This is a genomic window from Ruegeria sp. CF4 (assembly GCF_056537345.1).
Genome location: NZ_JBQFRJ010000012.1, coordinates 82,119 through 108,466 on the forward strand (window position 1 = coordinate 82,119; position 26,348 = coordinate 108,466).

The 26,348-nt window shown below is 60.5% G+C and carries 37 protein-coding genes; 21 read left to right on the top strand and 16 right to left on the bottom strand.

The window, feature by feature from the left end; genetic code table 11:
• Window positions 1-16 precede the first annotated feature (16 nt).
• A complete protein-coding gene (locus ACR0NF_RS18930) occupies window positions 17-1,189 on the bottom strand; it encodes a MalY/PatB family protein (RefSeq protein WP_480778776.1) in 1,173 nt (390 codons plus the stop codon).
• A gap of 94 nt (window positions 1,190-1,283) precedes the next feature.
• Between ACR0NF_RS18930 and def (ACR0NF_RS18935) the strand changes: the two genes are divergently transcribed.
• Genes def (ACR0NF_RS18935) through ACR0NF_RS18955 form a run of 5 tightly spaced genes read left to right on the top strand, consistent with a single transcriptional unit; the run spans window position 1,284 to window position 3,691 of the window.
• Window positions 1,284-1,802 (top strand): peptide deformylase, encoded by a 519-nt coding sequence (gene def / locus ACR0NF_RS18935; RefSeq protein ID WP_480778777.1) that lies wholly within the window; start codon window positions 1,284-1,286, stop codon window positions 1,800-1,802.
• The gene (gene def, locus ACR0NF_RS18940) at window positions 1,799-2,293 is read left to right on the top strand and encodes a peptide deformylase (protein WP_480778778.1); all 495 of its coding nucleotides are present in this window, start codon (window positions 1,799-1,801) and stop codon (window positions 2,291-2,293) included. Before def (ACR0NF_RS18935) ends, def (ACR0NF_RS18940) begins: the two co-directional genes overlap by 4 nt.
• Window positions 2,294-2,295: 2 nt before the next feature.
• On the top strand, window positions 2,296-3,210 hold the full coding sequence (fmt, locus tag ACR0NF_RS18945) for a methionyl-tRNA formyltransferase (RefSeq protein WP_480778779.1): 915 nt from the start codon (window positions 2,296-2,298) through the stop codon (window positions 3,208-3,210).
• Window positions 3,211-3,216: 6 nt separating this feature from the next.
• Window positions 3,217-3,453 (top strand): hypothetical protein, encoded by a 237-nt coding sequence (locus tag ACR0NF_RS18950; RefSeq protein WP_039541692.1) that lies wholly within the window; start codon window positions 3,217-3,219, stop codon window positions 3,451-3,453.
• Window position 3,454: 1 nt separating this feature from the next.
• A complete protein-coding gene (locus tag ACR0NF_RS18955) occupies window positions 3,455-3,691 on the top strand; it encodes a GlsB/YeaQ/YmgE family stress response membrane protein (protein ID WP_480470702.1) in 237 nt (78 codons plus the stop codon).
• On the opposite strand, the gene ACR0NF_RS18960 is transcribed toward ACR0NF_RS18955, so the two are convergent.
• From ACR0NF_RS18960 to ACR0NF_RS18990, 7 genes are all read right to left on the bottom strand, one after another.
• The gene (locus tag ACR0NF_RS18960) at window positions 3,688-4,290 is read right to left on the bottom strand and encodes a COG3904 family protein (protein WP_480778780.1); all 603 of its coding nucleotides are present in this window, start codon (window positions 4,288-4,290) and stop codon (window positions 3,688-3,690) included. The two genes, ACR0NF_RS18955 and ACR0NF_RS18960, sit on opposite strands and share 4 nt — an antisense overlap.
• A 17-nt stretch (window positions 4,291-4,307) precedes the next feature.
• The gene (locus ACR0NF_RS18965; protein WP_480470700.1) at window positions 4,308-4,931 is read right to left on the bottom strand and encodes a trimeric intracellular cation channel family protein; all 624 of its coding nucleotides are present in this window, start codon (window positions 4,929-4,931) and stop codon (window positions 4,308-4,310) included.
• Window positions 4,928-5,395 (bottom strand): ribonuclease HI, encoded by a 468-nt coding sequence (rnhA, locus tag ACR0NF_RS18970; RefSeq protein ID WP_480660227.1) that lies wholly within the window; start codon window positions 5,393-5,395, stop codon window positions 4,928-4,930. The genes ACR0NF_RS18965 and rnhA overlap by 4 nt, the downstream gene beginning before the upstream one ends.
• A complete protein-coding gene (locus tag ACR0NF_RS18975) occupies window positions 5,388-5,975 on the bottom strand; it encodes a class I SAM-dependent methyltransferase (RefSeq protein ID WP_480778781.1) in 588 nt (195 codons plus the stop codon). Before ACR0NF_RS18975 ends, rnhA begins: the two co-directional genes overlap by 8 nt.
• A complete protein-coding gene (locus tag ACR0NF_RS18980; RefSeq protein WP_480778782.1) occupies window positions 5,972-6,424 on the bottom strand; it encodes a DUF3429 domain-containing protein in 453 nt (150 codons plus the stop codon). The genes ACR0NF_RS18975 and ACR0NF_RS18980 overlap by 4 nt, the downstream gene beginning before the upstream one ends.
• Entirely contained in the window at window positions 6,421-7,371 is a 951-nt protein-coding gene (ispH, locus tag ACR0NF_RS18985; RefSeq protein WP_480470696.1) for a 4-hydroxy-3-methylbut-2-enyl diphosphate reductase, read from the bottom strand. Before ispH ends, ACR0NF_RS18980 begins: the two co-directional genes overlap by 4 nt.
• Window positions 7,372-7,577: 206 nt before the next feature.
• Complete coding sequence (locus tag ACR0NF_RS18990) at window positions 7,578-8,153, bottom strand: LabA-like NYN domain-containing protein (protein ID WP_480470695.1); 576 nt, start codon at window positions 8,151-8,153, stop codon at window positions 7,578-7,580.
• A 126-nt stretch (window positions 8,154-8,279) separates the two neighbouring features.
• On the opposite strand from ACR0NF_RS18990, the gene folK reads away from it, so the two are divergent.
• From folK to ACR0NF_RS19030, 8 genes are all read left to right on the top strand, one after another.
• Window positions 8,280-8,861 (top strand): 2-amino-4-hydroxy-6-hydroxymethyldihydropteridine diphosphokinase, encoded by a 582-nt coding sequence (gene folK, locus ACR0NF_RS18995; RefSeq protein ID WP_480778783.1) that lies wholly within the window; start codon window positions 8,280-8,282, stop codon window positions 8,859-8,861.
• Between the two features lie 94 nt (window positions 8,862-8,955).
• Window positions 8,956-9,309 (top strand): DNA-directed RNA polymerase subunit omega, encoded by a 354-nt coding sequence (gene rpoZ, locus ACR0NF_RS19000; protein WP_010437681.1) that lies wholly within the window; start codon window positions 8,956-8,958, stop codon window positions 9,307-9,309.
• A gap of 26 nt (window positions 9,310-9,335) precedes the next feature.
• Window positions 9,336-11,468, top strand: coding sequence for a RelA/SpoT family protein (locus tag ACR0NF_RS19005; protein ID WP_480470693.1), 2,133 nt, complete (start codon window positions 9,336-9,338; stop codon window positions 11,466-11,468).
• 16 nt (window positions 11,469-11,484) lie between these two features.
• Complete coding sequence (locus tag ACR0NF_RS19010) at window positions 11,485-12,183, top strand: DUF2062 domain-containing protein (RefSeq protein ID WP_480778784.1); 699 nt, start codon at window positions 11,485-11,487, stop codon at window positions 12,181-12,183.
• Window positions 12,176-12,922 (top strand): pyridoxine 5'-phosphate synthase, encoded by a 747-nt coding sequence (locus ACR0NF_RS19015; RefSeq protein ID WP_480470691.1) that lies wholly within the window; start codon window positions 12,176-12,178, stop codon window positions 12,920-12,922. Before ACR0NF_RS19010 ends, ACR0NF_RS19015 begins: the two co-directional genes overlap by 8 nt.
• Window positions 12,919-13,539: a LysE family translocator gene (locus tag ACR0NF_RS19020; protein WP_480668048.1), complete on the top strand. Its 621-nt coding sequence runs from the start codon at window positions 12,919-12,921 to the stop codon at window positions 13,537-13,539. The genes ACR0NF_RS19015 and ACR0NF_RS19020 overlap by 4 nt, the downstream gene beginning before the upstream one ends.
• Window positions 13,536-14,159: a LysE family translocator gene (locus tag ACR0NF_RS19025; protein WP_480668047.1), complete on the top strand. Its 624-nt coding sequence runs from the start codon at window positions 13,536-13,538 to the stop codon at window positions 14,157-14,159. The genes ACR0NF_RS19020 and ACR0NF_RS19025 overlap by 4 nt, the downstream gene beginning before the upstream one ends.
• The gene (locus tag ACR0NF_RS19030; protein ID WP_480778785.1) at window positions 14,156-15,133 is read left to right on the top strand and encodes an NADPH:quinone reductase; all 978 of its coding nucleotides are present in this window, start codon (window positions 14,156-14,158) and stop codon (window positions 15,131-15,133) included. The genes ACR0NF_RS19025 and ACR0NF_RS19030 overlap by 4 nt, the downstream gene beginning before the upstream one ends.
• A gap of 2 nt (window positions 15,134-15,135) precedes the next feature.
• Here the strand turns inward: ACR0NF_RS19030 and ACR0NF_RS19035 are convergent, their stop codons facing one another.
• Entirely contained in the window at window positions 15,136-15,984 is an 849-nt protein-coding gene (locus ACR0NF_RS19035; protein WP_480470687.1) for an alpha/beta hydrolase family protein, read from the bottom strand.
• 114 nt (window positions 15,985-16,098) lie between these two features.
• Between ACR0NF_RS19035 and acpS the strand changes: the two genes are divergently transcribed.
• Genes acpS through rnc form a run of 3 tightly spaced genes read left to right on the top strand, consistent with a single transcriptional unit; the run spans window position 16,099 to window position 18,091 of the window.
• On the top strand, window positions 16,099-16,518 hold the full coding sequence (gene acpS, locus ACR0NF_RS19040) for a holo-ACP synthase (RefSeq protein ID WP_480470686.1): 420 nt from the start codon (window positions 16,099-16,101) through the stop codon (window positions 16,516-16,518).
• Between the two features lie 59 nt (window positions 16,519-16,577).
• Window positions 16,578-17,414 (top strand): signal peptidase I, encoded by an 837-nt coding sequence (gene lepB / locus ACR0NF_RS19045; protein WP_480660219.1) that lies wholly within the window; start codon window positions 16,578-16,580, stop codon window positions 17,412-17,414.
• Entirely contained in the window at window positions 17,411-18,091 is a 681-nt protein-coding gene (rnc, locus tag ACR0NF_RS19050; RefSeq protein WP_480470684.1) for a ribonuclease III, read from the top strand. Before lepB ends, rnc begins: the two co-directional genes overlap by 4 nt.
• Window positions 18,092-18,201: 110 nt before the next feature.
• Here the strand turns inward: rnc and ACR0NF_RS19055 are convergent, their stop codons facing one another.
• Entirely contained in the window at window positions 18,202-18,342 is a 141-nt protein-coding gene (locus ACR0NF_RS19055; protein WP_480470683.1) for a multicopper oxidase domain-containing protein, read from the bottom strand.
• A gap of 214 nt (window positions 18,343-18,556) precedes the next feature.
• Here ACR0NF_RS19055 and era point away from each other — a divergent pair, with 214 nt between their 5' ends.
• The 3 genes from era to ACR0NF_RS19070 all read left to right on the top strand — a co-directional run bounded on the left by era (window position 18,557) and on the right by ACR0NF_RS19070 (window position 20,286).
• The gene (gene era / locus ACR0NF_RS19060) at window positions 18,557-19,465 is read left to right on the top strand and encodes a GTPase Era (RefSeq protein WP_480470682.1); all 909 of its coding nucleotides are present in this window, start codon (window positions 18,557-18,559) and stop codon (window positions 19,463-19,465) included.
• Window positions 19,466-19,520: 55 nt separating this feature from the next.
• Entirely contained in the window at window positions 19,521-19,850 is a 330-nt protein-coding gene (locus ACR0NF_RS19065; RefSeq protein WP_480668045.1) for a DUF1491 family protein, read from the top strand.
• Window positions 19,851-19,962: 112 nt separating this feature from the next.
• Complete coding sequence (locus tag ACR0NF_RS19070; protein ID WP_480470681.1) at window positions 19,963-20,286, top strand: SemiSWEET transporter; 324 nt, start codon at window positions 19,963-19,965, stop codon at window positions 20,284-20,286.
• 9 nt (window positions 20,287-20,295) lie between these two features.
• Here the strand turns inward: ACR0NF_RS19070 and ACR0NF_RS19075 are convergent, their stop codons facing one another.
• Window positions 20,296-20,685 (bottom strand): VOC family protein, encoded by a 390-nt coding sequence (locus ACR0NF_RS19075; protein WP_480470680.1) that lies wholly within the window; start codon window positions 20,683-20,685, stop codon window positions 20,296-20,298.
• Window positions 20,686-20,854: 169 nt separating this feature from the next.
• On the opposite strand from ACR0NF_RS19075, the gene recO reads away from it, so the two are divergent.
• Entirely contained in the window at window positions 20,855-21,580 is a 726-nt protein-coding gene (recO, locus tag ACR0NF_RS19080) for a DNA repair protein RecO (RefSeq protein ID WP_480470679.1), read from the top strand.
• On the opposite strand, the gene ACR0NF_RS19085 is transcribed toward recO, so the two are convergent.
• The 3 genes from ACR0NF_RS19085 to ACR0NF_RS19095 all read right to left on the bottom strand — a co-directional run bounded on the left by ACR0NF_RS19085 (window position 21,564) and on the right by ACR0NF_RS19095 (window position 24,418).
• Window positions 21,564-21,956 (bottom strand): META domain-containing protein, encoded by a 393-nt coding sequence (locus ACR0NF_RS19085; RefSeq protein ID WP_480668044.1) that lies wholly within the window; start codon window positions 21,954-21,956, stop codon window positions 21,564-21,566. The two genes, recO and ACR0NF_RS19085, sit on opposite strands and share 17 nt — an antisense overlap.
• A gap of 12 nt (window positions 21,957-21,968) precedes the next feature.
• Window positions 21,969-22,511, bottom strand: a complete 543-nt coding sequence (locus ACR0NF_RS19090; protein ID WP_480668043.1) for a hypothetical protein — start codon at window positions 22,509-22,511, stop codon at window positions 21,969-21,971.
• A gap of 215 nt (window positions 22,512-22,726) precedes the next feature.
• Window positions 22,727-24,418 carry an acyl-CoA dehydrogenase family protein gene (locus ACR0NF_RS19095; protein ID WP_480470676.1) on the bottom strand — a complete coding sequence of 564 codons (1,692 nt, stop codon included), beginning with the start codon at window positions 24,416-24,418 and terminating at the stop codon, window positions 22,727-22,729.
• Window positions 24,419-24,562: 144 nt separating this feature from the next.
• On the opposite strand from ACR0NF_RS19095, the gene ACR0NF_RS19100 reads away from it, so the two are divergent.
• Window positions 24,563-25,327 carry a sulfite exporter TauE/SafE family protein gene (locus tag ACR0NF_RS19100; RefSeq protein ID WP_480470675.1) on the top strand — a complete coding sequence of 255 codons (765 nt, stop codon included), beginning with the start codon at window positions 24,563-24,565 and terminating at the stop codon, window positions 25,325-25,327.
• Here ACR0NF_RS19100 and ACR0NF_RS19105 read toward each other — a convergent pair.
• Together ACR0NF_RS19105 and ACR0NF_RS19110 are read right to left on the bottom strand one after the other, a co-directional pair.
• Window positions 25,324-25,788 carry a hypothetical protein gene (locus ACR0NF_RS19105; RefSeq protein WP_480485043.1) on the bottom strand — a complete coding sequence of 155 codons (465 nt, stop codon included), beginning with the start codon at window positions 25,786-25,788 and terminating at the stop codon, window positions 25,324-25,326. The two genes, ACR0NF_RS19100 and ACR0NF_RS19105, sit on opposite strands and share 4 nt — an antisense overlap.
• Before the next feature lie 111 nt (window positions 25,789-25,899).
• The gene (locus ACR0NF_RS19110; RefSeq protein WP_480470673.1) at window positions 25,900-26,142 is read right to left on the bottom strand and encodes a hypothetical protein; all 243 of its coding nucleotides are present in this window, start codon (window positions 26,140-26,142) and stop codon (window positions 25,900-25,902) included.
• Window positions 26,143-26,348: the final 206 nt, after the last annotated feature.

Below are 26,348 nucleotides of genomic sequence, written 5' to 3' on the forward strand. Positions count from 1 at the left end.
CGGTCTCAGACGGGGTTTATTGCAAATCGCCAAAAGCAGCTTTCAACCGCGCGCAGGCTTCTTCCACCCGCGCGCGTTGCGTGGCCAGATTGAAGCGCTCGAAGGTTTCTCCGCCGGTGCCGAAACCGGGACCTGAGGATGTGGCGATCCGCGCGTCTTCGCGCAGCCGCTTTACGAATTCATCGTGATTCATCCCGGTGCCCGAGAAATCGACCCACGCCAGATAGGTCGCCTGCAAGGGCATCGACCACAGGCCGGGTATCTCGGCGATGGTGGCATCGAACAGTTTCCGGTTCGCATCCAGATGCGCGACCTGCGCATCGACCCATTTCGCACCTTCCGGCGAATAAGCGGCGGTGATCATCGCGACGCCCAAGGCGCTTGGGTCGTAATCCAGCGTGGTGATCCGGTGCCGCATCTCGGCCCGTAGCTTGGCAGCCGGGATGATCATGTTGCCCGTACGCTGGCCCGCGATATTGAACGTCTTCGACGCAGCGGTCAGGGTCACGGTCCACGGGCGCGCATCCGGAGCAGCCACATCCATCGGCACGAAGGTATTGCCCGGATAGACCAGATCATGGTGAATCTCGTCCGAGACCAGGATCAGCCCGTTACGCTCGGCAAACGCGGCTACAGCGCGCAGCTCCTCCGGTGTCCAAATTCGGCCCGAGGGGTTCTGCGGCGAGCACCACAGCAACAGCTTTTCCGACCCGTCCAGCCGCGACTGCGCATCGTCCAGATCAAGTGCGTAAGTTTCACCCTCACGCACCAACGGGCATTCAACCACACGGCGGCCGGATTTGTTCACCTTGTGCGCAAACTCATGGTAAACGGGCGTGAAGATCACCACGCCATCATCGGGCTTGCTCCAGACATCCAGACATAGGGCAATCGCGTTGCCCAGTCCTTGCGATGTCAGAATCCAATCGGTGTCGATCTCCCAACTATGGCGAGTCTTCATCCACCACTGGACCGCATTCAGATATTCAGGATGCATCCACGAATAGCCAAATGCGCCGTGATCAGCCGCTTTCCGTACCGCCTCGATCACGCAAGGGGCCGTGGCATAGTCGGAATCTGCCGTCCACATGGCCAGCCCATCCTCGGGCGAGACGCCGTATAGCTTCTCCATCTTGTCCCATTTCGAGCTGTTGGTGCCCCGGCGGTCGATCAGGTCGTTGAAAGTCATGTCATCTCCATCTGTCGAGGCGAAAGCTAACCTCAAATCCGCCATGTGCAAGGGGGCCGTTGCGGTGGCGGGCGCGATGGCCTAAATCAGCCTCATGAAACGCAATATCCTGATCCATCCCGATCCCCGCCTGAAAAAGGTCTGCGCGCCGGTGGCCGACATTACCGACGATCTGCGCAAACTGGCCGATGACATGCTGGAGACGATGTATGACGCGCCCGGTATCGGCCTCGCGGCACCGCAGATCGGTGTGCTGGATCGGCTGATCGTGGTGGATTGCATCAAGGAAGAGGGCGAGGCCCCGCGCCCGCTGGTCATGTTCAACCCCGAGGTCATTGCGTCCTCGGACGAGACCAATGTCTATGAAGAAGGCTGCCTGTCGATCCCCGACCAATATGCCGAGGTCACGCGCCCCAAGACCGTGGACGTGACGTGGCTGGACCGTGATGGCAATCTGCAGCAGGAAACCTTCGATGATCTCTGGGCGACTTGTGTGCAGCACGAGATCGACCACCTGAACGGCAAGCTGTTCATCGACTATCTCAAACCGCTCAAGCGCCAGATGATCACCCGCAAGATGCAGAAGCTCAAACGCGAAAAGGCCCGTACATGACGGTGCGCACCTGCCTGCCATGGCCCGACAAACGCCTACGCACCAAGGCCGAGGACGTCTCTGAGATCACCGACGACATCCACGCCATCTGGGACGACATGATCGACACGATGGAGGCGATGCCCGGCGTCGGCCTCGCCGCGCCTCAGATCGGAGTGATGCTGCGGTTGGCTGTCGTGGATGGCTCAACCGAGCGGGGCCGCGCCGTGCGTCTGGCCAACCCGGAAATCCTTCACAGTTCCATCGAGCTGCGCGAGCATGAAGAAGCAAGCCCCAACCTGCCCGGCGTCTCGGCCAAGGTGAAACGCCCGCGAGCGGTCACGGTGAAGTTTCTCAACGAGCAGGGCCAGATCGACCGCCGCGATTTCGTTGGCATCGAGGCCACCAGTGTGCAGCACCAGATCGACCACCTGAACGGACGGATGTATTTCGACCGGCTCAGCAAGGTCAAACGCGACATGCTGTTGCGTAAGGCAAAAAAACAGGGGTAGCGATGCGCGTCATCTTCATGGGAACCCCCGATTTCTCGGTCCCGGTGCTGGATGCGCTGGTCAAGGCCGGGCACGAGATCGCCGCTGTCTATTGCCAGCCCCCGCGCCCCGCTGGCCGCGGTAAGAAAGACCGCCCAACCCCGGTGCATGCCCGCGCCGAGGCGCTGGGTCTGGAGGTGCGCCACCCGACCTCGCTGAAGTCACAAGAAGAGCAGGTACGTTTTGCCGCGCTGAACGCCGATATCGCGGTCGTCGTCGCCTATGGCCTGATCCTGCCGCAGGCCATTCTGGACGCCCCGGCCCATGGTTGCCTGAACATCCACGCAAGCCTCTTGCCGCGCTGGCGCGGTGCCGCTCCGATCCATCGCGCGATCATGGCGGGTGATCCGCAGACCGGCATCTGCATCATGCAGATGGAGGCCGGGCTGGACACCGGCCCCGTTCTGCTGCGCGAAGCCACCGATATCGGGATCGAGGAAACCACGGCGCAACTGCATGACCGCCTGTCGGACATGGGCGCGGCGCTGATTGTTGAAGCACTGGAAAAGCTGCCAAGCCTGACCCCCGAACCACAACCCGAGGGCGGCGTCACCTACGCCGCCAAGATCGACAAATCCGAGGCGCGGATCGACTGGTCCGCCCCCGCCGTCGAAGTTGATAGAAAAATTCGCGGCCTCTCTCCGTTCCCGGGCGCGTGGACCGAAATCGAAGGTGACCGGATCAAGCTGCTCGCTTCGCGGCTGGCCGAAGGGCAGGGCACACCGGGCGAGGTGCTGGACGACCAGCTGCGCTTGGCCTGTGGCGACGGCGCGGTCGAACTGCTGCGCTTGCAACGGGCGGGCAAAGGCGCGCAGGATAGGGAAACGTTTCTGCGGGGCTGGCCCATCCCGGTCGGCACCCGCCTGTCATCGGAGTAAAGCCAGATGTTCATGATCCTGATGGGCACCGTCGTGATCGCCGGGATTGTGGGCTACCTGTCGGAAAAGACCGGCTTCACCCATAACGGCTATCTGCAGTCGATCATCATCTGTGTCGGCGGGGCCTTCCTGTTCTATTTCGTCCGCATCATGTTCGGCATCAGCTTTGGCCCGCCCGGACTGGACGCGGTGCTGTCCTCGATTGGCGCGCTGATCATCGTGCCCACCCATTGGAGGAAGTGACATGCCCATCGTCGCCCTGATCATCATCGGAGCCGCCGCAGGCTTCCTCGCCACCCGCCTGATGCGGATCGAGGCTGATATCCCCACCACGATGTTCATCGGTATCATCGGCGCTTTGGTCGGCGGGCTGATCCTGCGCACGCTCATCACAGTAATGGGGTGGCTGTCGGGTTTTGTTGGGGCCGTGCTGGGCGCGCTTCTGGTGATCTGGCTCTGGCAGACATACCTGCGGCGCTAACGCGCCTCGCAGGTGGCAGTCGACCCCAGACGCGGGGCCTCGCGCGAGGTCATGTCGAACCGGTTCGCCTCGGTAGCGGTCATCCAGTGCATTTCGTCCTCCGACGCCACATCCAGCGTGAACCAGTAGAAACCGGGATCGATGCCGATATCCTGGAAATAGTCCAAATAGCGGTCATGTTCCGGGTGATCCTCAGGCAGGTCTGCGGCCACATACCCGCCGCCGCCCCAGCTGTGAACACCCACGCAGGCGCCGGGCTCCAGCACCCGTCGATTGCCCGCCAGAAACAGATCTGTCCCGCCCGAGGCGACCAGCCCGTCCGACGGCACCACCGTATCGAACCCTTCCTCGCGCACGACACGGCTGAAGACCACGTTCGCGTCATCATCGACCGAGCCTTCGATATTCTGCAGCACCAGCGTCTTGATCCCGGGGTTTTCCGCGATCACATCTTCAAATGCGCTGAGCGTTGTGTGGTCGATTGTGCCGCTGGCAACGATCTGCTCTCCCTCGGTTGTGAAGCTGACCGGGTTATACGGGTCCGCGCAGGCTGCAAGTAACGACAATGCGGCGAACAGGTGGAAATATCTGAGAACCATCGCGTGTGTCCTTTACCTCATCGCCGGGGTGGTCGGGCCTTGTAAACCGGCAATTGCCAGCCAAACAACAGTGAACCGGCGCGCAGCGCCCAGCAAACCAATGCGCACAGACCCAGCGCAATCAGCCCCTCCAGCCCAATGCGGGTCGCCAACACTGCGGCCAGGGCCCCAGCAAAAGCGCAGGAGACATAGAGCTGGCCCTGTTTCAGCACCAGCGGCACCTCGTTGCAGACCACGTCGCGCATCAACCCGCCCAGACAGCCGGTGGTGACGCCCATCAGCACGACGATGACACCGGACTGACCCAGCGACAGAGCCGCACCGGTACCGGCGGCCACTGCGATGGACAGGGCGAAACTGTCGAGCCAGACCAGCCAGTTGTACCGGCTTTCCACCAGATGCGCGGTGAAGAACACAAGCACCGCCGCCCCGCAGGCGATCAGGATGTAGTCGGGCTGACCAACCCAGAACACCGGATGCCGATTCAGCAGAAGGTCCCGCATGGTGCCACCGCCAACCGCTGTCAGGCAGGCGATGAAGGCAAACCCGACCAGATCCAGCTGCGCCCGGCTGGCGACCAGCGCTCCGGTCAGCGCAAAGACCAGAACCGAAGCATAGTCCAGCAGGGCAAGCCCGTTCACGCCTGCGCCTTCTTGGGTTTGAAGGGGGCCATGCCCGCGCGGGCCAATTCGTCGGCGCGTTCGTTCTCGGGATGGCCCGCATGGCCCTTGACCCACTCCCAGGTCACCCGATGGCGCTCTTGCGCCTCATCCAGCCGCTGCCACAGGTCGACATTCTTGACCGGCTTCTTGTTCGAGGTCTTCCAGCCGTTCCGCTTCCATCCGAAAATCCACCCCGTAACACCGTTCTTCACATAGGCGCTGTCGGTGACAATGGTGATCTCCGAGGCGCGCTCCAGCGTCTCCAGAGCGCTGATCGCGGCCAGCAGTTCCATCCGGTTGTTGGTGGTCTCGGCTTCTCCGCCGTTCAGCTCGCGCTCTTTCAGAACGGTCTCACCGTCCATCGCGCGCAGCAGCACGCCCCAGCCGCCTGGGCCGGGATTGCCGGAGCAGGCTCCATCGGTATAGGCAAATAAATCAGGCATGGGCAAACACCAGAATGAACCCGTCATAAGACCCGGCCAGCCCCTTGCCCACACCCTGCACGGCACGGTCAATGGCAAATCCGGCGGTGGTCAGAGCGTCCTCGATCTGGGCCTCGGTATAATAGGTGTAGTAACGATCCAACTCGTCGCGATGTTCACCCGTGCCTAGTTTCATTCCCAGAAACAACTGGCCGCCGGGTTTCAGCGCACGGTGGATGGCGCTCAGATGACGCGGGAAATCCGCGCGCGGCGCGTGCAGCAGCGAAAAGCTGGCATAAACACCGTCATATTCCGCCACTTCGGTGACATCGTCGAACGTGCCCAGATGCGCGTCCACGCCGTTGCCGCGCGCATGCTGGACAAAGGCGGGCGTGGCATCCAGCGCCCGCACCTTCAGCCCCTGCCGCATCAGAAATGCGCTGTCCGATCCGGGTCCTGATCCCAGATCCAGCACATATCCACCTTCGCCAACAGCATCGGCAAAAGCCTGCCGCGCCTCAAGCTGCTCGGCGGGCAGGGGCATACTAAGATAGTCCGACACCCGGTTGGTGTAGGCATTGATTGTCCGGTCATCACTCATAGGTAAACTCCCACGGCAAGACAGGCGAGCACGATGGCGGTGAGCAGGATGCGCAGCCGCATCCACCAGACCGGGGTCAGTCGCCAGTAAGAAAACAGTACGTCCAGCAAAAGCAAGCCCGCAAAGCCATACATAAGGTTGGTGCCCGCACTAATCGGGCCTCCGCCGGTCTTGAGGAAAGCCCAAAGCGCGGGCAGGACCGAGAGCGTGTAACAGGTCGCCGCCTTGCTGCCCGAGGTCTTGGTGGCGAACCCCCACAGAACGCCGGACATGAAGCTCAGGATCACCGAACCATAGAACAGCTGAACATAGGGCCCCACGAACCGCGAGCCCAGCGCTTGTCGGCCCCAATCGTTCAGATCACCACTCAGATAGGTCAGCGCCCCCCAGACAAACGGGATCAGCCCGGCCAAACCAAGAAACAGTGGCGCGCGGGGGATACCGCTCATGCTGGCTCCCGCAATACGCGGGGGACCTTGAACTCGACATTCTCGACGGCGGTCTCGACCAGTTCGACAGTGACCTCGTAGTGGTCGCGGAACGCATCGATCACCTCATTGACCAGCACCTCGGGGGCGGATGCCCCGGCGGTGATGGCAATGCTCGAAATCCCCTCCAGCGCCCGCCAGTCGATCTCGGTCGCGCGCTGTACCAGCTGCGCATACTCGCAGCCCGCGCGCGAGGCGACCTCGACCAGACGGCGCGAGTTCGACGAGTTCGGTGCGCCGACCACCAGCAACGCATCGGATTTCGGCGCAACCGCCTTCACCGCTTCCTGCCGGTTGGTGGTGGCATAGCAGATGTCTTCCTTATGCGGGCTGACGATGGCCGGGAAGCGCGCCTCAAGCGCAGCGATGATATCCTTGGTGTCGTCGACCGAAAGTGTCGTCTGGGTGACAAAGGCCAGCTTGTTGGCGTCGCGCACATTCACCTGTGCCACATCCTCGACCGTTTCGACCAGCAACACCTCACCCTCGGGCAGTTGCCCCATGGTGCCGACGGTTTCGGGGTGGCCCTTGTGGCCGATCATGATCATCTGCAGCCCGGCATCCGCATGGCGCTGCGCCTCGACATGCACCTTTGAGACCAGCGGGCAGGTCGCGTCGACATAAATCATTTCGCGCTGCTGAGCAGTGGCAGGCACCGACTTCGGCACCCCATGAGCCGAGAAAATCACCGGGCGGTCATCGGGGCACTCATCCAGCTCCTCGACAAACACCGCACCCTTGGCGCGCAGACCGTCAACGACGAATTTGTTGTGCACGATTTCATGCCGCACATAGACCGGAGCCCCCCATTTCTGCAGGGCCATTTCCACGATCTTGATGGCGCGATCCACACCGGCGCAGAACCCGCGCGGGGCGGCCAGATACAATGTCAGCGGCGGCTTTTTCATTCGGCGTTCTCCTCGACCGAACACCTAGGTCTTTTCATTGCCATGGTCCAGACAGGAGCGCGTCATTTACCTGACATGAATCACTGTTAGCAAAGGGGTGTTTTCAGCACCTATCCCTTTAAAAGTGGTGCGGCCAGGGCTTCTGGCCCTGGCCGCACATAATCCGTCAAACCCCATGGGTGAGTGAGTGGTGGGGTTTGGTGGAGTTACTGACCGCCGGCAGCCGCAATGCTGCGCGGCTCGGTCGGCATTTCACGCGGAGGTCGGCCGATCACGTCGCGCAGGTCCTCCAGCTCGATGAAGTTGTCCGCCTGGCGGCGCAGCTCGTCTGAAATCATCGGCGGTTGGCTGCGAATGGTCGAGACGACCGAAACGCGGACGCCCTGACGTTGCAGGCTGGCAATCAGCGGGCGGAAATCCCCATCGCCCGAGAACAGCACGATATGATCCACGCGCGGTGCCAGTTCCATGGCATCGACCGTCAGTTCGATATCCATATTTCCTTTGACTTTCCGACGCCCCATGCTGTCGGTGTATTCCTTGGCCGGTTTGGTGACCATGGTGAAGCCGTTATAGTGCAGCCAGTCCACCAGGGGCCGGATCGGGGAATACTCGTCGTTTTCCAGTAGCGCTGTGTAGTAGAAAGCTCTAAGCAGTTTGCCTCTGCGCATGAATTCCTGACGCAGCAACTTGTAGTCGATGTCAAACCCCAGTGCCTTTGCGGCTGCATAAAGATTCGAGCCGTCGATGAACAGCGCTAGCCGTTCGTCCTTGTAAAACATAAAAATGGTCCTTCCGGTATAAGCCACCGCACCGTGAGCTCCGTGAGTGTAAATTAATTGGTCAGTGCAATGGTGCGCTTAAAATAGGCCTTTTGGCTTACATCGCAAGTATTCTCTGGTCCGAATGTGGGGTCCGAAGTGGTCAAATCATTGTCAAAAGCAGTCATCGCGCTGGGCGCAAATCTCACTCTGAGTGATAATGAGCCCGAGGTGACACTCAAGCAGTCTTTGCGCGCAATGGTTAACGTGGGGTTAGTGATTCGCGCCCAAAGCCGGTTTTTTGCCACCCCCTGCTTTCCGGCGGGGGCAGGGCCGGATTATCTCAACGCTGCGGTTTTGATCGAAACGGACCTCACGCCGCAGGCGGCTCTGGACCTGCTGCACCGTATCGAACATGAGTTTGGCCGCGCCCGCGAACAGCGCTGGGGGATGCGCACGCTGGACCTCGATCTGGTCTGCTGGGGCGATCTGGTGCTGCCCGATCAGGCCGAATATCACCGCTGGCTGACCCTGCCGCCCGAGGATCAGGCCAAATCCGCGCCGGATCAGCTGATCCTGCCGCATCCCCGCCTGCAGGACCGCGCTTTTGTGCTTGTTCCGATGGCGGATGTTGCTCCCGATTGGTGCCATCCCGTGCTGGGCCGGACCGTGACGCAGATGGTTGCCGCCTTGCCGCCCGGGGATGTGGCCGAGGTCAAGCCTCTGTGATCCTCGCATTTGCGGCATTTCCTGCTTGTCAAGGCGGGGATTCGCGCTTAGATAAACCCCTTCCTGCCACGGATTCATTTACGGAGAGCGCCCCATGGCCCGCGTTACGGTCGAAGATTGTGTAGACAAGGTCCCGAACCGGTTCGAACTGGTGATGCTTGCAGCCCACCGGGCGCGCGAGATTTCTGCCGGTGGCCCGATCACCGTTGACCGCGACAACGACAAGAACCCCGTTGTCTCGCTGCGCGAAATCGCCGACGAAACCCAGAGCGCCGATGAATTGCGCGAGCGTCTGATCGAGGCCAACCAGACTCAGATCGAGGTTGATGAGCCCGAAGAAGATCAGATGGCGCTGCTGATGGGTGCGGAATCCGACAAGCCCGCGGATGACGACATGTCCGAAGAAAAGCTCCTGCGCGCTCTGATGGAGGCTCAGGGCCAGGGGTAAATCCCAGCGACAAAGGTGCGGACCGGATGATTTCAGCAGAAGACCTGATTGCGCTGGTCCGCAATTACAATCCCAAGACAAATGCTGAACGCATCGCTCGGGCCTATGAGTTCGGGATGCAGATGCATGAGGGGCAGTTCCGCCATTCCGGCGAGCCCTATTTCTCGCACCCCGTTGCCGTTGCCGCCATCCTGACCGAACAGCGTCTGGATGATGCGACCATCATCACGGCCCTGCTGCACGACACGATCGAGGACACTAAGGCCAGCTATGGCAAGGTCTCCGAACTGTTCGGGGAAGAGGTCGCCAAGCTGGTCGATGGCGTCACCAAGCTGACCAACCTGCAGCTGTCCAGCCGTGAGACCAAACAGGCCGAGAATTTCCGCAAGCTGTTCATGGCCATGTCCAAGGACCTTCGGGTTATTCTGGTCAAACTCGCCGACCGCCTGCACAACATGCGCACGATCAAGGCGATGCGCCCTGAAAAGCAGGTGCAAAAAGCGCGTGAGACAATGGATATTTACGCGCCGCTTGCGGGCCGCATGGGGATGCAATGGATGCGCGAGGAACTCGAAGACCTTGCCTTCCGCGTGCTGAACCCCGAAGGCCGCCAGTCGATCATCCGCCGCTTTATCACTCTGCAACGCGAAACCGGCGATGTGATCCATCGCATCACCGGCGACATGCGCCACGAATTGGAAAAGGCGGGGATCGAGGCCGAGGTCTTTGGCCGCGCCAAGAAACCCTATTCGATCTGGCGCAAGATGCAGGAGAAGGATCAGGGCTTCTCGCGCCTTTCCGACATCTACGGATTCCGCATCATCACCCGGACCGAGGAAGACTGCTATCGCACCCTCGGCGCGATCCACCAGCGTTGGCGCGCGGTGCCCGGGCGGTTCAAGGACTACATCAGCCAGCCGAAATCGAACGGATACCGCTCGATCCACACCACTGTATCGGGCCGCGACGGCAAACGGGTCGAGGTTCAGATCCGCACCCGTCAGATGCATGACGTGGCCGAAACCGGCGTTGCGGCGCATTGGTCCTATCGTGACGGTGTGCGCTCGGAAAACCCGTTTGCGGTCGATCCGGCCAAGTGGATTTCCAACCTCACCGAACAGTTCGACAGCGAAGATGATCACGAGGATTTCCTCGAAGCAGTCAAGCTCGAGATGTACTCGGACCAGGTTTTCTGCTTCACCCCCAAAGGCGATGTGGTGAAACTGCCGCGCGGGGCGACGCCGATTGATTTCGCCTACGCGATCCATACCCGCATCGGCCATGCCTGCGTCGGCGCCAAGGTCGATACGATCCGCGTGCCGCTGTGGACGCGCCTCAAGAACGGGCAGTCGGTGGACATCATCACCGCCGACGGCCAGATGCCCCAAGTCACATGGCTGGAGATTGCGGTCACCGGCAAGGCGCGCACCGCCATCCGCCGGGCCCTGCGCGAGGTGGACCGCGAACGCTTTATCAAGCTGGGCAAGGAACTCGCCCGCGCCGGGTTCGAAAATCTCGGTCGCAAGGCCACCGACAAGGCGCTGGACACCGCCGCCAAACACCTGCGCCTGAAAGATCGTCATGAATTGCTGGCCCGTCTGGGCAGCGCCGAGCTTACCGCCCATGAGGTGGTCGAGGCGGTATATCCCGAGCTTACCAAGGATGACGGAGATGCGATTTCTCCCCGTCGTGCGGTGATCGGGCTTGAACCGGGCCAGAAATTCGACCGCGCGCCTTGTTGCCAGCCGCTGCCGGGTGAGCGGATCGTCGGCATCACCTTTCGCGGTAAGGGCGTTGTAGTACACGCCATCGACTGCGATCGTCTGTCCGAATATGAAAACGAACCTGACCGCTGGGTCGATCTGCACTGGCATTCGGGCACCCACCCGGCGGTCTATGGCGCGACGCTCGATCTGACCATCGGCAACGATGCCGGGGTGCTGGGGCGCATTTGCACATTGATCGGCGAGAAAAAGGCCAATATCTCGAACCTCGAATTCGTCGACCGCAAACCGGATTTTTACCGCCTGATGATCAATGTCGAACTGCGTGACCTTGAACAGCTGCATTCGCTGATGCTGATGCTTGAGGCCGAAAGCGATGTTGCCGCGGTCGAGCGGTACCGGGAAAGCGCGAAACCCGCTGTCGCGGCTGGCTGAGAAGGGGTGATCACGAGTGGTTTTCAAGCGCCGAGATCGCCGCTCAGCCGTTCAGATTGCGTCCGAGTTCGTCTATCCGCGCGGTGGATGGACCCGCGCCTTTCACTATGTCAAACACCGGGTTCGCCGCCTGCCTGACAGCCCCGAACGCATCGCGCGCGGCATCGGGGCAGGGGTATTCGCCTCGTTCACGCCTTTCTACGGCTTGCATTTCCTGGTCGCCGCAGTCCTGGCCCGCCTGCTGAACGGCAACATTCTGGCCGCGCTCAGCGGCACGTTCTTCGGCAATCCCCTGACCTATGTGCCGATAGCGGTCATCAGCCTGCAAACCGGGCATTTCATGCTGGGCACCAAGTTCCGCAAGCATGACACGGACGGGCTGATGGGGAAGTTTGCCGATGCGATGGGCGACCTCAAAGACAATTGCATCGCCATGTTCACGGATCGTGAGGCCGACTGGCACGGGCTCAGCCGGTTCTATGACGATGTGTTCTTTCCCTACATGATCGGCGGCGTCATTCCGGGCATCGTGGCCGGGGTGATCTGCGCCTATCTCAGCCTGCCGCTGATCCGCACCTATCAGCAGCGCCGCCGCGCCAAGATCAAGGCGAAGTTTGAACAAATCAAACGCCTTGCACAGGCAGAGGCTGACGTTCCTCCAACAAAACCACTAGGCTCGACCTCAGGGACAATGAAGGATTCGAAAGATGTCTGACAACCATTTGCGTCTGGGCGTGAATATCGACCACGTGGCCACCATCCGCAACGCCCGTGGCGGGGCATACCCTGATCCGATCCGCGCCGCGAAACTGGCTGAAGAGGCCGGGGCCGACGGTATTACCGCCCACCTGCGCGAAGATCGCCGCCATATCCTGGACGCCGATATCGAAGGGCTGATGGAGGCGCTGACCGTGCCGCTGAACTTCGAGATGGCCGCGACGGATGAGATGCAGAAAATCGCACTGCGTCACAAGCCGCACGCCGTCTGCATCGTCCCCGAAAAGCGCGAGGAACGCACCACCGAAGGTGGGCTCGAAGTCGCGCGCGAGGAAAACAAGCTGGCCCATTTCATTGCGCCCCTGCGCGATGTGGGCTGCCGCGTCTCGATCTTCATCGCCGCAGACCGACGCCAGATCGACGCCGCCCACCGCATCGGGGCCGAAGTGATTGAACTGCACACCGGCGCCTATTGCGACTTCCATGCCGAGGGCAAACTGGATGATGCCGCGCGCGAACTGGAAGCCCTGCGCGAAATGTCTGCCTATGCCCATTCGCTTGGGTTGGAAGTCCACGCCGGCCACGGCCTGACCTACGACACCGTGCAACCGGTGGCGGCCTTCCCCGAAGTGCGCGAGTTGAACATCGGCCACTTCCTTATCGGCGAAGCCATCTTCCGCGGCCTCACTCCAGCGGTCCACGAAATGCGCCGCCTGATGGACGAGGCGCGGGAATGATCGACCTTACTTCACTGGCGATCACTGCACTTGCTTTTTTCGTCGTCGCAGTCTCACCCGGCCCTGCAAACATTTCCAACGCCGCAGTGGCGATGAGCTTCGGGCGTAAGACCAGCCTTGTTTATGGCCTGGGCCTGTCCTGCGGTCTGGTATTCTGGGGGCTGGTTGCTGCAAGCGGAATGGGCGCGGTTCTACAAAGCTCGCTTTATGTTCTGATGATGCTCAAGGTGCTGGGTGGGTTGTATCTATTGTGGCTTGCATGGCAGTCGGGACGCTCTGCTCTGCAATCTGACGCGGCCAGAGTTTCCATCCCCGCCAAGGGCAAATGGTTCTGGCGCGGGCTTTTCCTCAACCTCTCCAACCCGAAATCGGTTGTCGCATGGATGGCGGCCTTGTCAGTAGGCCTCGGGCCTGAGGACGGGCTGCTCTCGGTCGTCGTCGCGACGCTGATTTGCATGCTTGCAGGTTTTCTCAACAATTTCCTCTATTCGATGTTGTTCTCGATAAGCGGCATGATGGCCGGATATCGCCGCTTCCGTCGTTGGATCGACGGAGTTGTCGCCGGGTTGTTCGCCGTTGCGGGTCTGGGATTGATCAGATCGGCCTTCACGCGATGATCACCACTGGTTTCATAGCAATCTGGATCGCCTGGCTGATGGCTGGAGGGTCACCAGGCCCCGCCACCATGGGCATCGCCGGAACCGCCATGAACGAGGGCCGTACTGCCGGTCTGGCCTTTGCGCTGGGCATCTGCGCGGGCTCTGCTGCGTGGGGCATAGCCGCAGCGTTGGGGCTGTCGGCGATCATGCTGGCCAATGTCTGGGTGTTCGAGGTGATCCGCTATATCGGCGTCGCTTATCTGGGTTGGCTGGCGTTCAAGGCCCTGCGTCGTGCGCTGTCCTCGGATGAGGTCGCGCTTGGCAAGCCGGTTACCGGTTCCTTGCCCACGATCTTTGCCAAAGGCGCAGCCATCCACCTGACCAACCCGAAGGCGATCCTCAGCTGGGGGTCGATCTATGCCATCGTCGCCCCCAACGATGCCAGCCTTGCCATGCTGCTGGGCTATTTCGCCATGCTCTATGCGGGCTCATTGTTGGTCTTCATCGGCTACGCCTTCCTGTTTTCGTCTGCGCGGATGGTCAACGCCTATCACCGCGCCCGCCGCTGGTTCGATTTTGCCTTCGCCGGTTTCTTCGGCGTGGCCAGCTACAAAATTTTCACGGTGAGGTTGTCATGAAGGCAATTACATATCGCGGCTTTGGTCCCGCATCCGACGTTCTCGAACTAACCGACATGCCCACGCCCGACCCCGCTCCGGGCGAGGTGTTGGTGCGCGTCCATGCCAGCGGTATCAACCCCTCTGACGTCAAGCTGCGCGGCGGTGCGCGTCTGGGCGCGGTGATGCAATTCCCGGTGATCACCCCCCACTCGGACGGGGCAGGGGTGATCGAGGCGGTTGGCGAAGGTGTCGATCCGGCCCGCGTGGGTGAGCGTGTGTGGATCTGGAACGGCCAATGGCAACGCGCATTTGGCACCGGGGCCGAATATATCGCGCTCCCCTCCGATCAGGCGGTGCATCTGCCCGACACCACCAGCTTTGCCGAAGGTGCCTGTTTCGGCATCCCCGCCATGACCGCGTGGTATGCGCTTTTCGCCGATGGCCCGATCACCGATCAGACCGTGCTTGTCACCGGAGGTGCTGGCACCGTCGGGCGCTACGCCTGCCAGATGGCTGCGCTGGGCGGGGCACGGGTGATCACTACCGTCAGTTCTGACGAGAAAGCCGCCCATTCTGGCGCTTCCGAATGGATCAACTACCGCACCCAAGACGTGACCGAGGCGGTGATGGACCTGACGGATGGTGCCGGCGTCGACCGCATCGTCGAGGTTGATTTCGCCGCCAACCAGACGGCCTCGCTTGCGATGATCCGCCCTTGTGGCACGATCGCCAGCTATGCCTCGGCCTCACAAATGAAGCCCGAGTTGGATTTCTACGGCTTCATGTTCAAGAACATCCGTCTGCATATGCTGATCGTCTATCAGTTGGACGCCATTGCCCGCCGCCGCGGCGAGGCACAATTGGGCGCATGGTTGGAGCAGGGCGCATTAACCCACGCCGTCGTCCCGGGCGGAGGATTGGCGGATGCGGCCAAAGCCCACGCAATGGTCGAGGCCGGGCAAAAGCTCGGCACCGTGGTGCTGGAGGTCTGATACTATTGACCAATTGGCAGGGCCAGGAACCAGTCGGCGACCCGATCTGGCCAATCGCTCTGCCGCCCGTGACCATGTGGGCCAAGCGACAGAACGACTGATCCGGCTGTGCAGTTGGACCAGTGCTTGTCCCAGTTTGGCCCTTCGGTTTTTACCTTGTTTGCCATCTGCCCGCAGCCGTTTGTGCGGTTCAGAATGCCGACGGATTTCATGACGCTGCCTTGCTCGAAATGCAGGCCGCCAAAGACTGCCTCGCGCCCTTCGAAGGGGACGGTGCGATCCGCAAAGCCATGGCTGTGATGCATATGCACGGGGCCGCTGCAGCGCCGCCACATCGGTTCCCAGAACGCGCCAGAGGCCGAGGCGTAGGCGGCCGCAAACTCGTGATCGGTGCAAGCCTTGTCCCATACCATAGACCCGCCGCGCGAATAACCTGCCAACAGGATTCTGCCCGGATCGAGATTAAACCGTGCCAGAGCATCTTCTTTGATCTTTTGCAGAGCAATCAAATCATCCCTAGGCCAGCGGTGCCCATCGTGCACACCCCAATCCAGGATTTTTGGATTGCCGACATCAACCTGTCCGTCGGGGGCGATGAATGCGATGCCACGGCTGGTAAAGGCATCGACCAGTGCGGCGCGATTGACGGCTGCGTTTGCCGTCGCTGCATAGCCGTGCAAGAAGATGACACTCGGCGCGTTCTCGGGATTTTCAGGTAAAACCACCCGATAGCTCAGCGCGTCGACGCGGCAGGGATCTGCCTCGGAGCCACAAGGCTGAGGCTCGGCCAGCACAGGGACAACTGGGCCAATGGTGAGTGCAAGGATTGAAATGAACGCCTTTCTCAACATGGCCAGCTCCACCAGACTACACAAAACAGGTCGACTGTAGCACATGTCCCGCGATCTGCTTGCCATTGGGTCTCATTTAAAGTTGATTGGCACCACCTTAGACTTGAGAAACGCATGATCCTGGGCATCGGCACCGACCTCGCCAATATTGACCGCATTCAAGGCACGCTCGACCGCTTCGGCGACCGGTTTCGCAACCGCGTCTTTACCGAAACCGAACAGCGAAAGGCCGAACGCCGCCACGACACCGCAGGCACCTACGCCAAGCGCTGGGCCGCGAAAGAGGCGTGTTCCAAGGCGCTGGGCACCGGCTTGCGCATGGGCATCGCGTGGAAGGATATGGCGGTGACCAATCTGCGCACCGGCCAACCCGTCATGCATGTCACCGGCTGGGCCGCCGAACGCCTGAACGAGATGACCCCCGAAGGTCATGAGGCAATCATCCACGTCACCCTGACCGACGATCACCCCTGGGCGCAGGCCTTTGTGGTGATCGAGGCCCGCCCGCTTCACGAAGCGCCCGCGCAGCCTTGACTTGCCCCCAACCGACCCGCATGTAGCACCCCAACCACGCACAGACTGGAGAGAGCAGTATGGCCGAGGAAGCCAAATCCGGAAACGCCGTCTGGGAGACGATCAAAACCATCGTCTACGCCCTGCTGATCGCGGGCGTTTTCCGCACCCTGTTCTTTCAGCCGTTCTGGATTCCGTCCGGCTCGATGAAGCAGACCCTGCTGATCGGGGATTTCCTGTTCGTCAACAAGATGGCCTATGGCTATTCCTACGCGTCCTGCCCCAGCCTGATCATCCCCAGCGTCGGACTGAACATCGACGCAGAAGATATCTGCGGCTGGATGAAAGGCGACAACACCCGCATTCTGGGCGGCGAGCCTGAACGCGGCGACGTCATCGTTTTCCGCCACCCGGTCACGGGCCGCGACTATATCAAGCGCCTGATCGGCATGCCGGGTGACCGGGTTCAGGTGCGTCAGGGCCAGATCATCCTGAATGGCACCCCTGTGCCGCAACAACCCGATGGCGTCTTTAGTGAATTGGCCGAACCACAAGGCCCGCAAGGCCTGCGCCCGCGCTGCGAAAACGGCCCCGTAGGCTTTGGTGGAGAATGCGAAAAGACCCGCCTGATCGAAACCCTGCCCAATGACGTGTCATACGATGTACTGAACATCGGCAATCAGGGGTCCGACAATACCGGCATCTACACCGTGCCCGAAGGTCACTATTTCTTCATGGGCGACAACCGCGACAACTCGGCCGACAGCCGCCTGCCGCAATCTGCTGGCGGGGTCGGTTACGTCCCATACGAAAACCTGATCGGTCGCGCCGACCGCATCATGTTCTCCTCTGCAGGCCGGTCGATGCTGTTCTTCTGGACATGGCGCGGTGATCGCTTCTTCAAGGCGGTCAATTGAAGTTATCGGCCGATATAAAGGCATTCCAGCAGCGATTGGGGTACGAATTCTCCGACCCCGAACTGCTGGTGCGCGCGCTGACCCACGGGTCGGTGTCTTCGCCCACGCGCCCTGACAATCAGCGGCTCGAATTTCTGGGTGATCGCGTACTGGGCCTTGTCATGGCCACGGCCCTGCTCGAAGCCGACAAGAAGGCCTCCGAAGGCCAACTTGCCCCCCGTTTCAACGCGCTGGTCCGCAAAGAGGCCTGCGCCGATGTCGCCCGCCAGATCGACCTCGGAGCAGTTCTGAAACTGGGCCGGTCCGAGATGCTGTCTGGAGGCCGCCGCAAACAGGCTCTGCTGGGCGACGCGATGGAAGCGGTCATCGCCGCCATCTACCGCGACGCAGGCTTCGAGGCGGCCCGAGACGTCATCCTCGCCCTCTGGGGCGACCGCATCCACAAGGTCGAGGCCGACGCGCGCGACGCCAAAACCGCTCTACAGGAATGGGCGCAAGCACGCGGCCAGAAACCGCCTGCTTATGTTGAGGTCAAACGCACCGGCCCCGACCACGCCCCCATCTTCACCATCGCCGCCCGCCTGCAGGACGGCACCGAAGCGCAAGCCACCGCAGGCTCTAAACGTCAGGCTGAACAGGCGGCGGCCAAAGCACTTCTGGATTCGCTGACGCAATAGCAACACCATCCACCCCGGTACCGGATCCCTCCTTCATTTGGCCAAGAATATCTCAGGGGGTTAGGGGGCTGGCCCCCCAATCGATCGGGTTGGCGCAGCCAGTTCGATCTTCAAGCAACCCGAAGAAATCCGGTCAGACCCGTTTTCTGGCGTTCAATCACATGACAATGAAACGCCCAGCCACCGGGATTGTCCGCGACCAGGCCGATCTCGACCGTCTTACCCTTCGACGGCAACATCGTATCCGTCATCAGGTCAAGCACTCCCGCAGCAGTTTCGCTGCCCGGGAGAAACCCGTGACGTCTCACGTCTTGCCTCACTGAAAGGATGATCGCTTGGCTGGCTTTGGCGCGGCGCACCACCTTGACCCAATCCACAGGCCGGGTCGCAATGCGACAAATCCCTCTGGCCCGCCCGGGCATTCTGCTATAGGGGTGCGCACTTGCAAACAGGATCGCAGAACACATGACCACACGCGCCGGATTTATCGCCCTGATCGGAGAGCCCAACGCAGGCAAATCCACCCTTCTGAACCGCATGGTCGGGGCCAAGGTTTCGATCGTGACCCACAAGGTGCAAACCACCCGTGCCCGCATCCGGGGCGTGGCGATGGAAGGTGACGCGCAACTAGTCTTTGTCGACACCCCGGGCCTCTTCAAACCCCGCCGCCGTCTGGACCGTGCGATGGTCGCCGCCGCTTGGGGCGGGGCGGCTGATGCGGATGTGGTCGTGCTGATGGTCGAGGCCCATCGCGGCATCACCGAAGGGGTCGAACGCATCCTCGAAGGGCTCGAAGAGATCGGGCAGGGCCGCACCATCGCGCTGGCGATCAACAAGATCGACAAGGTTCCGTCTGAGAAGCTGCTGGCCCTCACCAGCGACCTGAACGCACGCTATCCCTTTGCCGAAACCTTTATGATCTCGGCCGAAAAAGGCCACGGCGTCGACGACCTGCGTAAATGGCTCGCCTCGGAACTACCCGAAGGTCCGTGGCTCTACCCCGAAGACCAGATCGCTGATCTGCCAATGCGCATGATCGCCGCCGAGATGACGCGCGAGAAGCTCACGCTGCGCCTGCATCAGGAACTGCCCTATCAGCTGACGGTCGAGACCGAGAACTGGGAAGAGCGCAAAGACGGTTCGGCCAAGATTGATCAGGTCATCTATGTCATGCGTGACGGCCACAAAGGCATCGTGTTGGGCAAACGGGGCGAGACTATCAAGGCGGTCAGTCAGGCGGCGCGGGCCGAACTCGAAGAGTTCCTCGACCGTAAGATCCACCTGTTCCTGCAGGTGAAAGTCCGGCCCAACTGGCTGGAGGAATCCGAGCGTTACTCGGAAATGGGTCTGGATTTCAAAGACGGCAACGCATGACTGAGGCCAAGAATTTTCGCCGAAAATTCTTATACCTGGTGGCGAGGTCCGTGCGATGACCCGGCTGACGGCGGAATTCTGGGTGCATGCCTATCTCGCACGGCTGCGGTTTCAGGAAATCCCGGCCTTCGTCGTGGCCCATGGCGATGACACTGCGGGCGCGGTGCTGGTCAAACTCAATACGCTCGATGGTCGGGCAATAGCATTCCAACGCAGTTTCGACCTGATGAGCGGCGAACGAAAATGGGTGGAACTCTCCAGCGGCCCCGAGGCTGATGTGGATGCCGCCGTTACCAGACAACGCAGCTTTGACCCCGATCTCTGGGTGATTGAGGTCGAAGACCGTCAGGGGCGGCACCTGCTGGGTGAAGAAGGGCTTGAATAAGCCCCGCTGGATGGGCCTTTTACGCGCGGATCAAAGCGGCTATTTTGATGCAGAACCCGGGCGGTCAGAACAGGCCTGACCTTAGTATGGCGCAAGACGATGAGGTATTTGCGTGGCTGAAACGATTGCTGAGAAACTGGAAAAATCGGAACTTGGCCACTGGATGCAGCGGTTCGAGGGTTTCATGGTCTTTGTCGGCGTCGTCGGTCCATTCGCCACGCTTCCGCAGCTGATCAAGCTCTACTTTACCCACTCGCAACACGCGACGGGTCAGTCGCTGCTCTCGTGGTCGCTCTATGCCGCACTGTCGTTTCTGTGGTTCGCCTACGGATTGGTGGTGGGAAAGTTGCCCATCTATGTGGGCAACGGGATCTCGATGGTGCTGAACCTGCTGATGGTCATCGGAATTCTGATCCACGCAGGTATGACGTTCTGAAGAACAGCTTCACCCTTCGTCGCCGAGATAGACAAAACTCATCTTGTTGCCATCCGGGTCGCGCGCATAGGCCCCAAAGAAGTTCGGGCCATATTGGGGGCGATCGCCCGGATCACCTTCATTCGTTCCGCCATTGGCGAGCGCCGCCGCATGCGCTTCTCGCACTTCCGCTTCGCTTTGGCACAACAGGCCAACCATATTGCCGTTCCCGACGGTGGCCGCTTCTTTGTCAAACGGCGTTGCAACCCACATCGATCCGCCGTCGCGCAGCCCATAACAGACAGCGTGCGGCATGTATTCGGCGATAACTTTCCCACCAATCCGGGGCACAACCGCGTCATAGTAAGTGCGTGCTTTGGCGACGTCGTTTGAACCGATCATGACATAGTTGAGTGACATTTCTGAAATCCCATTGATAAGAACATAAAGTGAACATTAACAGCTGAAGCACAGAACCGCAACGTGTTTAAAAGATCTTCCACAAAGCTGACCTGACCCGTTTGTACCTTGCACCTGTAACGGCCATAAGATTTCCTGCGGACATATCTGGGACTGAACGAGGCCAAGCTTGGACTGGCGTGATCACGGCATACTTCTGACCTCTCGCCGCCATGGTGAGACGGCGGCGATTATCGAGGTCTTCACCGAAGCCCACGGTCGTCACGCGGGTGTCGTGCGCGGGGGAACCAGCCGCAAGATTGCACCGATTCTGCAACCCGGCGCGCAGCTGGACGTGCTCTGGCGCGCGCGGCTTGAGGAACATCTGGGCACCTTTCAGGTCGAACCCCTGCGCTCGCGCGCGGCGGCCGCGTTTTCGGGGCGGCTGGCGCTGGCGGGTCTGAACGCGGTGGTGGCGCTTCTGTCTTTCTGCCTGCCCGAACGCGAACCGCACCCTGCGATCTACAAGCAAACCGAACAGCTGATGGATTTGCTGGGGCAGGATGAGGTCTGGCCACTGGCCTATCTGCGCTGGGAACTGGCCCTGCTGGAAGAGCTGGGCTTTGGCCTCGACCTCTCAAGCTGCGCAGTGACGGGCGCGACCGAGGGGCTGGTCTATGTCTCTCCGAAAACAGGCCGCGCTGTCAGTGCGGCGGGGGCAGGGGAGTGGGCCGACAAGCTGCTGCCGTTGCCACCCTGTTTGCGCGGCGAAGGCGCTGCACCGGATGACGAGATTGCCGATGCGCTGCGCACGACTGGGTATTTTCTGGAAAACCATCTGGCCCCGTCGCTGGGCCACACTCCGCTGCCAGAGGCGCGCGCGCGCTTTGTGGCGCAGTTTACTCGACGGCTTTGAACACCATCTCGTGCCCGTCCTCGTTGCGCAGGATCAGCACATCGCCGGACACTTCGGATTGCGTCATCGCCATCAGCGCGGCGAAATAGAACCCTTCGGCCTCAAGCCCGGCACAAGCCGCACGGGTGGCGGCCAGATCAGCGATCTCGAACCACGGATACGGCGCGTTCAGCTTGCCCGAATAGGTGTTGCAGGGGGCGTTGCCCTCGATCCGCCCTTCCTCGGGAAAGCGCAGCAGGGCGCTGGCCTCAAAAGGCTGTCCGTCGATCTCCTGCAGCGCCCATGTCTGATCCGCCGCGCCATAGGCGGCAACCGTCTCATCCTCTTTACATTGGAACAAGGTCAGCAAGGGCAGGAGCAAGGTCAGACGTAACATCGCAGTATCCTGTCAGTAGGGGTTCGCGCCGCTGATCAGCTCTTCGCGCACCTCAAGGCGGGGTCGCCAATTGTATTTGGTATCCTCGCGCACCTGATCCCAATACAACACACCGCTGTTGCGCCACGGGTCGAGGATGATGCCCTCATACATCGAATCTCCCTTGGCACTGATTAGGGCCGAATGGTGGATGATCCGGAACGCGGTTGGGGGAGAGGTAGCCCAATGCAGGTCCAGCGTCTGAAAGTTCTCTTGCTTCAGGCGTGTGGTCATGGCCTGCGCCCAGTCGTTACACAGGCCTTTTTCACGAAACCCGTTGATGATCTTCGCGTTGTGAATGATGGCCGAATCGGTGACGTTCCATTCCTGTTTCAGCTGGCTGGAATAGGCATAGGATATCTCGGCCGCACGCCGCGCCTCAGCCGGATCAACCTTGGCGTCAAGCTGCTGGATTGCCTGTGCCAGCTGGTCCACGTCATCGGACCCGGTGCTCGGTGCCATGGCGCATCCGGCAAGGGTCAGGCAGGTGGCCAAAACTGCGATGATGATCTTCACGCTCGATTCTCCTCTGGCCAGCTTGGGCGCTGGGTTGGTTGACGCCCTTTACCCGATTTCTGCACCCGATCCGAGGGGGAAGTTCTGCTCATGTGACCGCAAAACCAAGTTGTACAACTCGGAAGATTGCCGCTTGGGGGCCTGTACAACACGGAAGAAAAAGAAAACCCGGCGCGAGGCCGGGTTCAGTTGGGGAAACCGCGTCGGATAGGGCGTCAGCCCAGCAATCGACGCGCGATGACTTGCGCCTGAATTTCTGCGGCGCCTTCAAAGATGTTCAGGATACGTGCGTCACATAGCACGCGGCTGATCTTGTACTCCAGCGCAAAGCCGTTGCCGCCATGGATCTGCAACCCGTTATCTGCAGCCGCCCAGGCAACCCGAGCGCCCAGCAACTTGGCCATCCCGGCCTCAAGATCACAGCGCTGGCCGTGGTCTTTTTCCCATGCAGAATAATAGGTTAACTGTCGGGCGATCATGATCTCGACCGCCATCATCGCCAGCTTGCCCGAGACCCGGGGGAAGTTGATCAGCGATTTGCCGAACTGCTTGCGGTCTTGCGCGTATTGCATGGCAATGTCCAAAGCGCTCTGCGCCACGCCGATGGCGCGGGCAGCCGTTTGGATGCGGGCAGACTCGAAGGTTTCCATTAACTGCTTGAAACCTTTGCCTTCTTCGCCGCCCAGCAGGTTTTCACCCTTCACTTCGAAGCCGTCAAATCCCAGCTCGTATTCCTTCATGCCACGATAACCCAACACCTCAATCTCACCACCAGTCATGCCGGGCGTGGGGAAGGGGTTCTCGTCGGTTCCAGGTGTCTTTTCAGCCAGGAACATGGACAGCCCACGGTGATCGGTACTGTCGGGATTAGTCCGCGCCAACAAGGTCATCACATGGGTGCGCGCCGCGTGCGTGATCCATGTTTTATTGCCTGTTATCTTATAGTTACCGTCTTCGTCCTTGACGGCCCGCGTGCGCAGGCTGCCCAGATCCGAGCCTGTGTTGGGCTCAGTGAAAACGGCAGTCGGTAGAATTTCGGCGCTGGCCAGCTTGGGCAGCCAGTTGGCCTTTTGCTCATCCGTGCCACCCGCGATAATCAACTCTGCAGCAATCTCAGAGCGGGTGCCCAGAGAGCCCACACCGATATAGCCGCGCGACAGTTCCTCGGACACCACGCACATTGAGGCTTTGGACAGGCCAAACCCACCGAATTCCTCGGGGATGGTCAGGCCGAACACGCCCATTTCGGCAAGTTCTTCGATGATCTCGATCGGGATCAGCTCGTCCTTCAGATGCCAGTCATGAGCATTTGGCTCAACTTTTTCAACGGCATAGCGGCGGAACTGGTCGCGGATCATTTCTAGTTCTTCGTCCAGACCCGAAGCGCCAAACATGGTGGCGCCGGACTGGTCCTGCATCAGCTCAACCAGACGGATGCGGGCGGCCTGAGAATTGGCCTGCGCCATCAGGGTCTGCACTTCGCTGCACTGGAAGCCCGACAATGCGTCCCAGCCGAGGCCAAGGTCTTGCAAACGCACAACTTCCCCTTGGTTCATCGGGATACCACCGGCGATCTGGTGCAGATATTCGCCGAATGCGATCTGGTGCAGCAATTGCTCCATCTCGCCGAATTTGCCTTCGGCCTGAAGCGCTTCGGCCCAGCGTTGCATCTGCTGCAGCGACTGGTGATAGGTCGCCAGCCATGCCAGCCCATGCGCAGCCGTCTGGTGTGCTTCGATCAACGCGCCCGAGATGCGGCCTTCGCTGGTCACCATCGCGCGCACGGAAACGAGCGCTTTGTCGAACACCGTTTCAACAGCGGGTAATGCAGCCGCGCTGAGTGTCAGAAGGTCGGGCAAAACCGCTGGCTGCGTCATGTTCGTCATATCCTGTCCGTCATGGGCCATGAATCACGTCCTCTGCTGGGTCGTCTGGTCATATCATGCTGCACGTGCAGCGCAACAAAAATACGCAAATAGCCGGTGAAAAGTTCAAATATTTCTCAGTTAATTTTGCAATGCAGAAAAATCTTGGGCTGATATGAAGGGCCGATGGAACTGTTTTCGCTGATGTCCCCGCAGGAATTTTACCTTGCTTTGGTCGTGGCTTTCGTCGCTGGCTGGGTCAAAGGCATGGTTGGCTTTGCCATGCCGATGGTGCTGGTGTCGGGGCTCAGCATGATGCTGCCGCCCGAACTGGCGCTGGCGGGTCTGATCCTGCCCACGTTGGTGACCAACGGGGTGCAAGCCCTGCGCGAAGGTGTACCTGCCGCTGTGGCATCGGTCCGAAAATTCAGGGTGTTTCTCGGCGTCGGGCTGGTGTGCCTTCTGGCCAGTGCTCAGCTGATCAACCTACTGTCTCCCAAGGCTTTTCTGCTGATCCTCGGCGCGCCGGTCTCGTTCTTCGCCCTAGTGCAACTGCTTGGTCTGAAGCTGACGCTGCAGGGACCTTCCCTGCGGGTTGAAGCCATGGTCGGCGCAGTGGCTGGCGCCGTCGGTGGCATCTCAGGCGTGTGGGGGCCGCCAACCGTGGCCTATCTGACGGCGCTGAATACGCCGAAAAAGGATCAGATGCGGGTTCAGGGTGTGATCTATGGTTTGGGAGCCGTGGCGCTTGTCGTGGCGCATCTGGGTTCAGGAATTCTGCGGACCGAGACGGCGGTGTTTTCTGCGTTGCTGATTGTACCGGCACTGGCCGGAATGCGCGGCGGCCAGTTTCTGCAGGACCGCATTGATCAGGCGCAATTCCGACGGCTCACATTGCTGGTTCTGCTGATTGCCGGGATGAACCTGCTGAGGCGCGGCATTATGGGTTAGCTGCGTCTCTCGGCAAAACGGAAAGCGAAGTGTAGGCCCAGCATCAGGAAGAACAAGCCCGAGATATCTCCGATCAGATAAGCGATGTATTCGGCGGTGGCGCTGCCGAACGCCATGTTGGTTAGGCCCGAGACCAGAAATGAAGTCACGACACCGATGCCCATGATGCACGACCAGCACGGGCTCCGGTCTGCGCGGGGGAACAGATCCCATCCCAGCGCTTTGCAGGCATAGAATGCTGCCGGAACCGTGGTGACCGCTATGGCGATTGCCAGCAGTCTGCTGGGCATGAAGACATCCCAGCCGCCGATCATGGCAAAGACGATGAAGACGCCGGGCAGCAGTGCGAAGATCGCGCGCCAGCCCAATAACCATGCTGCCAATACACGAACGCCATGTGGCAGGAACAGCAGGCTGGCGTGGCTGGGATATTCTGGAAAGAACACGTTTTGCAGGGGCATCAGAACCTCGAATGTGAGAAACGATGCCGCCACATAGGCCAAAGAGGCAAAAAATGTGTCAGAGGCCCATCTGCGCACGGGGTTCAGCCGTTGTCGACAGGTGGGCGAAAATCACCTGGGCGCATGAACCAGATACCGCCCGCGGTTGGCGCTGCCGCTTTGGGACAGATAGCCTTTCTGCACCAGCGATTTCAGTGCGCGGAAGAAAGTCGGGCGCGAGACGCTCTGGACCAGGGTATGCTCGATCAGACCAAACGTACGCACCTCTTTGTCGTCTTTTGACAGCTCTTCCGCAGCATAATAAATGTCACGCTCGACCGGAGATAGCTCTTCGAGCCCAAGGGTGCGTTCCATACTCTGCATCAATTTGCGTAATTCGGTGAGCTTTGAAATTTCGGTCATGGTCTACCTGTCATGTTCTGCATCGGACTGAGTATTGTGAAAGGGTCGAGCCCTTTTGTTATTGTCGGTCCGACACCATCCCCAAGTGGATTTAATCGTTACTTTGTCGGGTCGCCCAAGCGCTGGTGTGAGTGAGGACGCTCGGATCAACCGGTTTT